Below are 12,666 nucleotides of genomic sequence, written 5' to 3'. Positions count from 1 at the left end.
CTGTGGCACCCTAGCACCTCGTGGACACTGAGCCCCCGGTCGCCGACATGGCCGACGCACGCAGGGCCATGTACCAACAGCAGATCGTGGCGGCAGCCGAGTACGAGTTCAGCCGCACCGGCTTCGCCGACGCACGGGTGAGCGACATCGCCAAGACCGCCGGGGTGTCACTGGCGACGGTCTACAAGTATTTCGGCGGCAAGGACGAAATCTGGGATGCCCTCAACGCCGCGCGCATGCAGGAGTTCGTCGCCGCCGTGCGCGTACGCACAGCCGAAATCGACTCCCCGCTCGAGGCGATCCTGGTCGCAGCGCGTGCCGAGGTTGAGTTCTTCGCAGCACATCCCCACTTTCTGCAGCTGCACATCAATGAGGGCCTGAGCTGGGCATCGGCGTCAGCCGACTTGGGCCGCGGCGGTCAGCGGGCCGCGTGGCGAACGGGCATGGACATGATCACCCGTGCGGCCGAGGTCGCGGTGGACGCAGGCCAAATCACCCACCTGCCGCCGCGAATCGCTGCGGCACTGGTCATCTCGGCGTTGCAGATTTGGCTCACCGACTGGGTCTCGGCGGGCAAGACCGAGCCGATCGAGGCTGTCGCCGACGCAGTCGTACGGCACCTGCGAGTCAGCCTCGGCGCTGGGCCGGCTTAGCCAAACACGGAACCCTACGCGCTGGCCTTACGCCGCCGTTTGACGGCTTTGGCGGGTTTGGCTGGTGCGTCCAGGATCTCGGCGAGGAACTTGCCGGTGTAGCTCTCCGGCACGGCCACCACGTCCTCGGGTGTGCCGGTGGCCACCACCGTGCCACCCCCGGAGCCACCCTCGGGGCCCATGTCGATAATCCAGTCCGCGGTCTTGATCACGTCCAGGTTGTGCTCGATGACGATCACCGTGTTTCCCTTGTCGACCAGACCGTTGATGACGACCAGCAGTTTGGCGATGTCCTCGAAATGCAGGCCGGTGGTGGGCTCGTCGAGGATGTAGACCGTCCGGCCGGTGGAACGCTTCTGAAGCTCGGAGGCCAGCTTCACCCGCTGCGCCTCTCCCCCGGACAGCGTTGGCGCCGGCTGCCCCAGCCGCACATATCCCAGCCCGACGTCGACCAGGGTGCGCAGGTAGCGGTGGATTCCGGTGATCGGCTCGAAGAACTCCGCGGCCTCCTCGATGGACATGTCCAGGACTTCGGCGATGGTCTTGCCCTTGTAGTGCACCTCCAGGGTCTCCCGGTTGTAGCGGGCACCGTGGCAGACCTCGCAGGGCACATAGACATCCGGCAGGAAGTTCATCTCGATCTTGATGGTGCCGTCGCCGGTGCACGCCTCGCAGCGGCCGCCCTTTACGTTGAACGAGAACCGGCCGGGCTGATAGCCGCGGACCTTGGCTTCGGTGGTGGCCGCGAACAGGGTGCGGATCTTGTCGAACACCCCGGTGTAGGTGGCCGGGTTGGACCGCGGCGTGCGTCCGATCGGTGACTGGTCCACCCGCACCAGCTTGTCCAGGTGATCGAGTCCGGTGATCCGGGTGTGCCGGCCGGGCACCAGCCGGGCGCCGTTGAGTTTGTTGGCGAGCACCGTCGCCAGAATGTCGTTGACCAGGGTCGACTTGCCCGAGCCGGACACCCCGGTGACCGCGGTGAGCACGCCGAGCGGAAACGCTACGTCGACACCGGACAGGTTGTGCTCGCGCGCGCCGACCACCCCGAGTTGACGCTTGGCATCCACCGGCCGGCGGTTCTCCGGAACCGCAATGCTTTTCGCGCCGGACAGGTAGGCGCCGGTGATCGAGTCGGTGTTGGCCAGCAGGTCGCTGTAGGGACCGCTGTGCACGATCTTGCCGCCGTGCTCGCCGGCCGCCGGGCCGATGTCGACGATCCAGTCGGCGTGCGCGATGGTGTCCAGGTCGTGCTCGACGACGATCAGGGTGTTGCCCAGATCGCGCAGCCGCACCAGGGTTTCGATCAGTCGCCGGTTGTCACGCTGATGCAGCCCGATCGACGGCTCGTCGAGCACGTAGAGCACGCCGACCAGGCCCGACCCGATCTGGGTGGCTAGCCGAATGCGTTGCGCCTCACCTCCGGACAGGGTTCCGGCGGCCCGAGACAGCGTCAAGTACTCCAGTCCGACGTCGAGCAGGAAGCTCAGCCGGGACTGGATCTCTTTGAGCACCTGGCCGGCGATGGCCTGCTCGCGCGGGCCCAGGGTCAGGGCGTTGAGGAAGTCCGCGCAGTCCGCGATCGACAGCTCACTGACCTGCGCAATGGATTTGCTGCCGTAATCGCCCGCGGCCAGCGTCACCGCCAGGATCTCCGGCTTGAGCCGGGTGCCGGCGCACTCCGGGCACGGCACGTCACGCATGAACCCGGCGTAGCGTTCCTTCATCTGCTCGGATTCGGTCTGCTCCATCTTGCGTTGCAGGAACGCCATCACACCTTCGAAATCGGTGTAGTACGAGCGCGTCCGGCCGTAGCGGTTGCGGTAGCGCACGTGCACCTGCTCGTCGGAGCCCTCCAGGATCGCCTTGCGGGCCTTGGCCGGCAGTTTGCGCCACGGGGTGTCGACGTCGAAGCCCATCGCCTCACCGAGGCTGGCCATCATCCGGGTGAAGTACTCGCTGGTGGGGCCCATCGACCAGGGCACCACCGCGCCCTCGGCCAGGGTGCGATCCGGGTCGGGCACCACCAGGTCGGCGTCGACCTCCTTGCGGATGCCCAGGCCCGCGCACTCCGGGCAGGCCCCGTAGGGCGAGTTGAACGAGAACGACCGCGGCTCCAGGTCGTCGACCGACAGCGCGTGCCCGTTGGGGCAGGCCAGCTTCTCGGAGAACCGCTGCTCGCGGTGTGGGTGATCATCGTCCCGGTCGACAAACTCCAGCACCACGATGCCGTCGGCCAGGCCCAGCGCGGTCTCCACCGAGTCGGTGAGCCGCTGTTTGGCCGACTCCTTGACAGTGAGGCGGTCGACGACCACCTCGATGTCGTGTTTCTCCTGCTTCTTGAGCTTGGGCGGATCGGTCAGTGAATGCACCACGCCGTCCACCCGCACCCGGCTGTAGCCCTGGGTGTTCAGCTTCTCGAAGAGATCGGCGAACTCCCCCTTGCGGGTGCGCACCACCGGTGCCAGCACCTGGAACCGCAGGCCCTCGTCCATGGCCAGCACCTGGTCGACGATCTGCTGCGGGGTCTGGCGGGCGATCCGTTCGCCACAGACCGGGCAGTGCGGGGTGCCGGCGCGGGCGTAGAGCAGCCGCAGGTAGTCATAGACCTCGGTGATGGTGCCGACCGTCGAGCGCGGGTTGCGGTTGGTGGACTTCTGGTCGATGGACACCGCCGGCGACAGGCCCTCGATGAAGTCGACGTCGGGCTTTTCCATCTGGCCCAGGAACTGGCGGGCGTAGGCCGACAGGGATTCGACATAGCGGCGCTGGCCCTCGGCGAAGATGGTGTCGAAGGCCAGCGAGGATTTACCCGAACCGGACAGCCCCGTGAACACGATCAACGCGTCACGCGGCAGGTCCAGATCCACACTGCGCAGGTTGTGTTCCCGCGCACCCTTGACGATCAGCCGGTCAGCCACGGGTCCATGCTAGGTGGCGCTACCGACAACCAGCTCAGGGCCAGTACCGTGACGGTCATGACCTCCCAGATCGCGGTGGACGACAACTACACCGGACACGTCGAACCCGGAACCGCGGCGCGGCGCACCCTGCCCGGGGCCACCATCATCAAGGCGTCGGTGGGCCCGATGGACAACAACGCTTACCTGGTGACCTGCACCACAACCGGCAAGACGCTGCTGATCGACGCGGCCAACGACGCCGAGAACCTGGTGGCACTGGTACGCGAGCACGCCCCGGACGTGGCGCTGATCGTCACCAGCCACCAGCACTTCGATCACTGGCAGGCGCTGGCCGCGCTGGCCGAGGCCACCGGGGCGCCGACGGCCGCACACGCCCTGGACGCCGAGCCGCTGCCGGTCACCCCCGATCGCATCCTGGCCGACGGCGACACCGTAACCGTCGGCGACCTGAGCTTCGATGTGATCCACCTGCAGGGCCACACCGAGGGATCGGTGGCGCTGGCCCTCGACGGCGCGGCCACCGGCGGCGTGACGCAGCTGTTCACCGGCGACTGCCTTTTCCCCGGCGGCATTGGAAAGACTTGGCAGCCAGGGGATTTCGAGCGCCTACTGGGTGACGTGAGCCGCAAGGTGTTCGACCGCTTCGACGACGACACCGTCGTCTACCCCGGGCACGGCGATGACACCGTCCTAGGGGTCGAGCGCCCGCACCTGGCGGAGTGGCGCGAACGGGGTTGGTGAACTCCCCTCCGGCTAGCCGGTGGTGTGAACGATCAGCACGTCGATCTTGGAGCGCCGTGACACGTTGGCCGGCACCGAACCGAGCAGCCGCCCGGCGATGGTGCTCAGGCCGACGTTGCCGACCACCAGCAGGTCGGCCTTGACCGACTCCGCCAGCTCCACCAGCGCGTCGACCGGAGCGCCGACGATGGCCTTCTCCTCGACCTCGTAGGCCCCGGCGTTGATCGCCCGCTCCTTGGCCTCCTTGAGGATGGCGTAGATCGGGGCGTTGCCCGAAGCCTTGTAGCCCTCGTCCTTGAGGGCGTCGGCGGCGCGGGGGTCGTCGGCGTGCGGCAGGTAGGCGGTCGCGATGATGACCTTGGCGCCCTCACCGGATGCCAGGTGAGCCGCGCGGTCGACGGCGCGCAGCGACGAGTCCGAGCCGTCCGTACCGACCACTACGGTCTTGTAGCCGCTCATTGGTAACCCTCCCGGTGCATTGGTCGCGTGTTCGCAAATTAAGCCATGGCGACATTAACGCGTCGACGGCCCCGATGGGGGCGATTGGCGTCACATGTCGTTTGCGGCGCGGCGCGCCCAGCCGCCTGACCGGCCAGAAAGCCCCATTTGGCAAGCCCCGTGACGTAGCTGACATGCCGTGTCCAACGGTAACGTGGAATGTCATCACCGTCACCGCCACCGATAGCGCACGCCGTTGAGCCAGGTATTGAGCCCGGCCCCGGTGCATACTGAGGCGGGTCCGCCACTGCGCCAACCACGCTCGCCGGATGCGGCCGTAATCGCCGTCGCGACAACGGTGATCAGCGTCATCGGCGCGAGCCGGCCGTCGCTGTGGTTCGACGAAGCAGCCACCATCTCGGCGGCGACGCACCGCTCACTTCCGGAACTGTGGCGATTGCTCACTCACATCGACGCGGTACACGGGCTGTACTACCTGGTCATGCATGGCTGGTTCGCGGTCTTTCCCGCGACCGAATTCTGGGCCCGGGTGCCGAGCAGTCTGGCGGTCGGACTAGGGGCCGCCGGCGTGGTGGTGCTGTCCCGCAGGTTCACCGGCCGGCAGGTATCGGTGTGCGCCGGTGCGCTTTACGCGATATTGCCGCGGATGACATGGGCGGGGGTCGAGGCGCGCCCGTATGCGTTCTCGGCGATGGCCGCGGTCTGGCTCACCGTGCTGTGGGTGACCGCGGCCCGGCGCAACACCGTGCGACTGTGGGTGGGCTACGGCGTGGCAGTCGTGGCGGCGACACTACTGAACACCTTCACCGTGCTGATGGTGGCGGTACACGCGGTGGCGCTGCGGCAGGTGGGCGCCGACGATTCCGCGAGGCGGAGATGGGCTGCGGCGGCCGGTATCGGACTGGCCGCGCTGGCCCCGTTCCTCTGGTTCAGCCAGGGGCAGATCCGCCAGGTCGCCTGGATTCAGTCGCTGAATCCGCACACCGTCATCGAGATCCTCCAGCAGCAGTACTTCGACAACAGTGCGCCGTTCGCGATCCTGGCGTGGCTGATGCTCGCGGGCGCCATCGTCGCCGTTCGAAACGGCGCCCGCCGGTCCCCCGATGCCGATACCCGACGGCTCGCGGCGCTGTGCGTGGCCTGGATACTCATCCCGACCGTGGCCACGCTGGCCTATTCACTGGTGGTGAAACCTGTTTACTACCCGCGGTATTTGATCAGTACGGCTCCGGCGATGGCGATCGCCCTGGCGATCGCGGTCACCACACTCGCCACTTCGCGCCGCGTGGTGATCGGCGTCGTCGCACTGTTGGCGATCGCAGCGTTGCCCAATTACGTTGCCAATCAACGTGATCGCTATACCAAAGAGAAGGGCTGGGACTACAGCGCGGTCGCCGACGTGATCGTCGCGCACGCCCAACCCGGGGACTGCCTGCTGATCGACAACACCACCAGGTGGCTACCCGGCCCGATCCGGGCGCTGACCGCCGCGCGCCCCGAGGCGTTCGCGAAGCTGACCGACCCCGGCCTGGGACCACACCGCCAAACCCTGGGGCGGCTCTGGGACGGGCACCTCGGGGTGGGGGCATTGAAGGACCAGTTCGACCGATGCCCGACGATCTGGGCGATCACCGATCACGACCGCAGCCTGCCACTCCATCAGGCGGCCGCAGCGCTACCGGCGGGCACCCGGTTCGCCCGCACACCCGACGGCCGGATGCTGCACGCGCTGCGCTTCTACGTCGTCGAACGCTGGCAGTTCACCTTCGCTCAGGTCATCAAGGCGACCCGCCGAACAACCTAGGTACAGCAGTTGGGATCCAGTGCCGCGCACAAGGCTTGCAAGGCATCCGGACGCACCCGGTGGAACATGTTCATCCCCCGCCGATCCGACACCACCAAACCGGCCTTGCGCAGCTGGCTCAGGTGGTGGCTGACGGTGGATTCGCTCAAGCCCAGGACCGCGGCCAGGTCGCCGGAATTCTCCTCTCCGGCGGTCGAGCTGAACAGATGCGACACGATCTTGACCCGCACCGGATCCGCCAGCGCTTTGAGTCGCAACGCGATCTGCAATGCGTCGGCGTCATTCATGGGCCCGGAGGCCACCGGGGCGCAACACACCGGCGCGGTCGTGTCGATCACCGGCAACGCTTTCGGCATGGATCCATCCTGACACATTTCATTGACATATATCGAAAAGGTGGGCATGCTGACGCCAGATCGTTAGTTCGACATATGTCTCACAGCTGGAGGTGACTGCCATGTCCCGCATCCAACTCGCGCTCAACGTCGATGACCTCGACGCCGCAATCGCGTTCTATTCCACGCTGTTCGCCACCGAGCCGGCCAAGGTCAAGCCCGGCTACGCCAATTTCGCGATCGCCGACCCGCCGCTGAAGCTGGTACTGCTGGAGAACCCGGGCCACGGCGGGACGCTGAACCACCTCGGCGTCGAGGTGGCCTCGAGCGAGATCGTCCACTCCGAGATCGCCCGGCTCGGCAAAGCGGGCCTGTTGACCGACGAGGAACTGGGCACCACCTGCTGCTACGCCACCCAGGACAAGGTCTGGGTCAGCGGCCCCGACGAAGAACGCTGGGAGGTCTACACCAAGCTCGGCGATACCGAGTCCGCCGCAGCGCCGGCAGAGTGCTGCTGATGGGCGACGGCGCAACATCTACAAGACTGTCCACCCTGGACCGACTCCTGCCGGTCTGGATAGGCCTGGCCATGGCCGCCGGCCTGACCCTGGGACGGATGATCCCGGGTCTGGGTGACGGTCTCAGTGCGGTGCAGATCGACGGGATCTCACTACCGATCGCCGCCGGACTGCTGATCATGATGTATCCGGTGCTGGCTAAGGTCCGCTATGACCGGCTCGACACCGTCACCTCTGATCGTCGCCTGCTGCTCAGCTCGCTGCTGCTCAACTGGGTCCTCGGTCCGGCGGTGATGTTCGCCCTGGCGTGGCTGCTGCTGGCCGATCTGCCCGAATACCGCACCGGGCTCATCGTGGTCGGGTTGGCCCGCTGCATCGCCATGGTGATCATCTGGAACGACCTAGCCTGCGGGGACCGCGAAGCCGCCGCCGTCCTCGTTGCGCTCAACTCGATCTTCCAAGTCGTCATGTTCGCCGTGCTGGGCTGGTTCTACCTGGCCGTGCTCCCCGGCTGGCTCGGACTGCCCCAAACGAGCATCCAGGTCTCTACCTGGCAGATCGCCAAGTCTGTGACCATCTTCCTGGGCATCCCGCTGGCCGCCGGCTACCTGAGCCGCCGGGTAGCCGAACGCACCAAGGGTCGTAGCTGGTATGAGAGCCGGTTTCTGCCGCGAATCGGGCCTTGGGCGCTGTACGGGCTGCTCTTCACGATCGTCATCCTCTTCGCACTGCAAGGCGATCAGATCACTCACCAGCCCGTTGACGTGGTCCGTATCGCGATTCCACTGCTGGCCTACTTCGCGATCATGTGGGGCGGCGGCTACGTAGTCGGGGCCGCGCTCGGCCTGGGCTATGCACGCACCACCACCTTGGCGTTCACCGCCGCCGGCAACAATTTCGAACTCGCGATCGCCGTGGCGATCGCCACCTGGGGCGCCGCCAGCGGGCAGGCCCTGGCCGGGGTGGTCGGGCCGCTGATCGAAGTGCCGGTCCTGGTGGGTCTGGTCTATGCGTCGCTGGCTCTTCGGAACCGCTTCACCGCACCCACCAAACCGAGTGTGCTGTTCGTCTGCGTGCACAACGCCGGCCGGTCGCAGATGGCCGCAGCACTGCTGCACCACCTTGCCGGTGACCGCGTTGAGGTGCGCTCGGCCGGCACTCAACCCGCCGCCCAGATCAACCCCCGCGCCGTTGCTGCCATGGCCGAAATCGGCATCGACCTCACCGCCAGCACACCCAAGGTCCTCACCGCAGACGCCGTCGCGTCCAGCGACGTCGTCATCACCATGGGCTGCGGCGACACCTGTCCCCACTTCCCGGGCGTGTCCTACCGCGACTGGAAACTCGATGATCCGGCCGATCAGCCCCTCGACGCCGTCCGCGCCATCCGTGACGACATAACCAACCATGTCACCGCGCTCATCGCCGAACTCTTGCCAGGTGGCGCACCGCGTCAGGCGGTGCCTCCGACGAGTTCGCCGGCACCCCGGCTGGCCCGATAAGCGACCACGAATCCCATTGCGGCGAGCACGGCGAAGATCGCGAACAGCCAGCGTGCCGCGGGCTGGCCGGCGCTCATCGCGGTGTTGACCACCAGGCCGGCGATGCCCGCGCCGAACGCCCCGCCGATCAGCGTGACGGTGTTGACGGCGGCGGCGGCGGTTCCACCCTCGGCCGGGTCGTCGACGCAGCTCATCGCCCACGCCGACAGGTGCGGCCAGCCGGCGCCGACGCCGATGCCCACGACCAGCAGTGCCAGCGCCCAGATCGCGCCGACCGCGGTCGGGTTGTAATGGCTCATCCGGGCGAACGCGACCACCGCCAAACCCCCCGACATCACCAGCGGCGCGCTGATCACCAGGCCGATGACCACCCGCACCTTGCTCACCGACGCGCTGGCGATCTCGCTGAACGTCCAACCGGTCGACAGCGCGGCGCCCAGGAAGCCGGCCATCACCGGCGGCAGGTGGGCCAGCCGCTGCCCGAGCAGCGGGATGTACAGGTTGGCTTTCGTGGTGGCCATCAGCAGGCCCAACGTCAGGTAGATCCACTTCTCCCGGCCAGGCTGGAACGCGCTGGACGGCAGTACCGCCGACGACGAACGCCGGTCCACCACCAGAAACACGACCAGCAGGGCCCCACCGACCAGCAACAGCCCCATCGCACCGATCAGGCTGCGCGGCAACTGCGCGACACTGACCGCCAACGCGGCGCCGCCCAGCAACAGCAGCGACCGCACCGGGAACTTCACCGACTCGCCGCGGTGCCCGGTACTCCCGGCCGGCAGCACCACACTGACCGCCACGCCCATCGCGACCGTCAGTATCGCCATGAGGCCGAACGCCCACCGCCAGATGCCGAACTGGGCGAAGAGGCCGCCGGCCGCCGGCCCGACCAGGGTGCCGACACCCCACATGGCGGACACCAGCCCCGAGGCCCGGGTCCACAGCCAGCTGGGCAGGACGGCGTTGATCAGCGCCCACCCCAGCCCGGCCAACAGGCCGCCGCCCATGCCCTGCAGGGTGCGACCGACCAGCAGGACCTCCATCTGGGGCGCCAGCGCACAGAGCACTGTGCCCAGGCCGAACGACAGCAGGCCCAGCAGGTAGGCCGAGCGGGAACCCACTCGGACCAGCACCGCGTTGGCCGCGGCTGCGGCGATCACCGATCCGACCAGGTACAGGGTGGTCACCCAGGCGTAGAACCGCTCACCGCCGATGTCCTTGATCGTGTTCGGCAGCAGGCTGATCGTCAGGAACTCGTTGGTGGCGTACAGCGCCACACCGCCGGCCAGCACGGCCGCGGTGCCTAGATAGCGCCTACCGAGCAGCTCACGCCAGCTGCCAGCGCTTACAGCGGAGTCATGCACCACTGTTTCAGTCAGTTCCACCACCGCTTGCAGTCAATCACGGATCACCATCACACGCGAAAATGGATCGCCCGCCTGGCGCGTCACTTGATGCCGGCCGCGTCCATCCCCCGCAGTTCCTTCTTGAGGTCGGCGATCTCGTCGCGGATCCGGGCCGCCAACTCGAACTGCAGATCACGCGCCGCGTTCATCATCTGCTCGGTGAGGTCCTTGACCAGATCGGCCAGTTCGGCCCGTGGCATGTTGCTGGTGTCGCGGCCTTCGAAGACCCCGGCAGAAACGTATTGGCCGGCCCGGCCGGGCTCGCCCTGGGCGCGCCGCCCGCGTGAGGAGTTGCGGCCCGACCCGGCGATCTCGATGGACTCGGTGTCCTCCACCTCCCGGTACACCTGGTCGAGGATGTCGGCGATCTTCTTGCGCAGCGGCTGGGGGTCGATGCCGTTGGCCTCGTTGTAGGCGACCTGCTTGGCCCGGCGACGCTCGGTCTCGTCGATGGCCTCCCGCATCGAGTCGGTGATCTTGTCGGCGTACATGTGCACTTCGCCGGAGACGTTGCGGGCGGCGCGGCCGATGGTCTGGATCAGGCTGCGGGTGGAGCGCAGGAAGCCCTCCTTGTCGGCGTCGAGGATCGACACCAGCGAAACCTCCGGCAGGTCCAGCCCCTCGCGGAGCAGGTTGATGCCGATCAGCACGTCGTAGTCGCCGAGCCGCAGCTGCCGCAGCAGCTCCACCCGGCGCAGCGTGTCGACCTCGGAGTGCAGGTAGCGCACCCGGATCCCCATCTCCAGCAGGTAATCGGTGAGGTCTTCGGCCATCTTCTTGGTGAGCGTGGTGACCAGCACCCGCTCGTCGGCCTCGGTGCGCTGCCGGATCTCGGCGATCAGGTCGTCGATCTGGCCCTTGGTCGGTTTCACCACGACCTTGGGGTCCACCAGGCCCGTCGGGCGGATCACCTGCTCGACGAACTCGCCGCCGGCCTGGCTGAGCTCATAGGGGCCCGGGGTGGCCGACATGTAGACCGTCTGGCCGATCCGGTCGGCGAACTCCTCCCAGGTCAGCGGCCGGTTGTCGCACGCCGACGGTAACCGGAACCCGAACTCCACCAGGTTGCGCTTGCGCGACATGTCGCCCTCGTACATGCCGCCGATCTGCGGCACGGTGACGTGCGACTCGTCGATGATGAGCAGGAAGTCCTCGGGGAAGTAATCGAGCAGGGTGGCCGGGGGCGTGCCGGCGCCGCGACCGTCGATGTGGCGCGAATAGTTCTCGATGCCCGAACAGAAGCCGACCTGGCGCATCATCTCGATGTCGTAGTTGGTGCGCATCCGCAGCCGCTGGGCCTCCAGCAGTTTGCCGTGGTTCTCCAGTTCTTCGAGCCGGCCGGCCAGCTCCTCCTCGATGGTGGAGATGGCCTGCGACATCCGTTCCGGGCCGGCGACGTAGTGGGTGGCCGGGAAGATGCGCAGCGAATCGACCTTGCGCACCACGTCTCCGGTGAGCGGATGCAGGTAGTACAGCGCCTCGATCTCGTCGCCGAAGTACTCGATGCGGACCGCCAGCTCCTCGTAGGAGGGGATGATCTCGACGGTGTCGCCGCGCACCCGAAAGGAGCCCCGGGTGAACGCCATGTCGTTGCGGGTGTACTGCACGTCGACCAGCAGCCGCAGCAGGCCGTCGCGCGGCACCTCCGCACCGACCTGCAGCTCCACCGAGCGGTCCAGGTAGGACTGCGGGGTGCCCAGGCCGTAGATGCAGGACACCGAGGCGACCACCACCACGTCACGCCGGGACAGCAGGCTGGAGGTCGCCGAGTGGCGCAGCCGCTCGACGTCGTCGTTGATCGAGCTGTCCTTCTCGATGTAGGTGTCGGTCTGCGCGATATAGGCCTCCGGCTGGTAGTAGTCGTAGTACGAGACGAAGTACTCGACAGCGTTGTGCGGCAACATCTCTCGTAGCTCGTTAGCGAGCTGCGCAGCCAGCGTCTTGTTGGGCGCCATCAGCAGGGTGGGACGCTGCAGCCGCTCGATCAGCCAGGCCGCGGTGGCCGATTTGCCGGTGCCGGTGGCGCCCAGCAGCACCACGTCCTTCTCCCCCGAGGTGATACGACGTTCCAGGTCGGCAATGGCGGCCGGCTGGTCACCGGCCGGCTGGAACTCGCTGACGACATCGAACCGGCCGCCGGCGCGGACGATGCCTTCCACGGCGTCTGCGGCGGGCCGGTACTCCGAATGCGCGACGATAGGGTGTTCGGTTGCGAAGGCCACGAAAGCCAGAGTAGGCCCGCCCGGCGACAATGCAGAGCGCGCCAGCGCGATGAGGAGGAGCCGGGCAATAGGCTGGGCCTCCGACTGCGAGAGGCGGCC

Annotated in this window: 10 protein-coding genes; 5 read left to right on the top strand and 5 right to left on the bottom strand. The window is 67.3% G+C overall.

What is annotated here, in order from left to right; translation table 11 throughout:
* The first annotated feature begins 20 nt into the window (after positions 1-20).
* The gene (locus MJO54_RS10415) at positions 21-653 is read left to right on the top strand and encodes a TetR/AcrR family transcriptional regulator (protein ID WP_233428732.1); all 633 of its coding nucleotides are present in this window, start codon (positions 21-23) and stop codon (positions 651-653) included.
* 14 nt (positions 654-667) lie between these two features.
* On the opposite strand, the gene uvrA is transcribed toward MJO54_RS10415, so the two are convergent.
* Positions 668-3,574 carry an excinuclease ABC subunit UvrA gene (uvrA, locus tag MJO54_RS10410; RefSeq protein ID WP_240175879.1) on the bottom strand — a complete coding sequence of 969 codons (2,907 nt, stop codon included), beginning with the start codon at positions 3,572-3,574 and terminating at the stop codon, positions 668-670.
* A gap of 57 nt (positions 3,575-3,631) precedes the next feature.
* Between uvrA and MJO54_RS10405 the strand changes: the two genes are divergently transcribed.
* Positions 3,632-4,318, top strand: coding sequence for an MBL fold metallo-hydrolase (locus MJO54_RS10405; protein WP_240175878.1), 687 nt, complete (start codon positions 3,632-3,634; stop codon positions 4,316-4,318).
* A 12-nt stretch (positions 4,319-4,330) separates the two neighbouring features.
* Here MJO54_RS10405 and MJO54_RS10400 read toward each other — a convergent pair whose 3' ends face one another.
* A complete protein-coding gene (locus tag MJO54_RS10400) occupies positions 4,331-4,777 on the bottom strand; it encodes a universal stress protein (protein WP_240175877.1) in 447 nt (148 codons plus the stop codon).
* Between the two features lie 235 nt (positions 4,778-5,012).
* On the opposite strand from MJO54_RS10400, the gene MJO54_RS10395 reads away from it, so the two are divergent.
* Positions 5,013-6,581 carry a glycosyltransferase family 39 protein gene (locus MJO54_RS10395; protein WP_240175876.1) on the top strand — a complete coding sequence of 523 codons (1,569 nt, stop codon included), beginning with the start codon at positions 5,013-5,015 and terminating at the stop codon, positions 6,579-6,581.
* On the opposite strand, the gene MJO54_RS10390 is transcribed toward MJO54_RS10395, so the two are convergent.
* The gene (locus MJO54_RS10390; protein ID WP_046285743.1) at positions 6,578-6,937 is read right to left on the bottom strand and encodes an Rv2640c family ArsR-like transcriptional regulator; all 360 of its coding nucleotides are present in this window, start codon (positions 6,935-6,937) and stop codon (positions 6,578-6,580) included. The genes MJO54_RS10395 and MJO54_RS10390 overlap by 4 nt on opposite strands.
* Positions 6,938-7,038: 101 nt before the next feature.
* Between MJO54_RS10390 and MJO54_RS10385 the strand changes: the two genes are divergently transcribed.
* The gene (locus tag MJO54_RS10385; RefSeq protein ID WP_046285744.1) at positions 7,039-7,434 is read left to right on the top strand and encodes an ArsI/CadI family heavy metal resistance metalloenzyme; all 396 of its coding nucleotides are present in this window, start codon (positions 7,039-7,041) and stop codon (positions 7,432-7,434) included.
* Positions 7,434-8,936, top strand: a complete 1,503-nt coding sequence (arsB, locus tag MJO54_RS10380) for an ACR3 family arsenite efflux transporter (protein ID WP_046285754.1) — start codon at positions 7,434-7,436, stop codon at positions 8,934-8,936. The genes MJO54_RS10385 and arsB overlap by 1 nt, the downstream gene beginning before the upstream one ends.
* On the opposite strand, the gene MJO54_RS10375 is transcribed toward arsB, so the two are convergent.
* Together MJO54_RS10375 and uvrB are read right to left on the bottom strand one after the other, a co-directional pair.
* On the bottom strand, positions 8,888-10,318 hold the full coding sequence (locus tag MJO54_RS10375; protein ID WP_046285755.1) for an MFS transporter: 1,431 nt from the start codon (positions 10,316-10,318) through the stop codon (positions 8,888-8,890). The genes arsB and MJO54_RS10375 overlap by 49 nt on opposite strands.
* A gap of 68 nt (positions 10,319-10,386) precedes the next feature.
* The gene (gene uvrB / locus MJO54_RS10370; RefSeq protein WP_046285745.1) at positions 10,387-12,567 is read right to left on the bottom strand and encodes an excinuclease ABC subunit UvrB; all 2,181 of its coding nucleotides are present in this window, start codon (positions 12,565-12,567) and stop codon (positions 10,387-10,389) included.
* Between the last annotated feature and the right edge of the window lie 99 nt (positions 12,568-12,666).

The sequence above is a fragment of the Mycolicibacter virginiensis genome, assembly GCF_022374935.2.
Classification (GTDB): Bacteria; Actinomycetota; Actinomycetes; order Mycobacteriales; family Mycobacteriaceae; genus Mycobacterium; species Mycobacterium virginiense.
The sequence above is the reverse complement of the archived record's forward strand: the minus strand, read 5'-3'. Positions and strand labels throughout refer to the sequence as shown.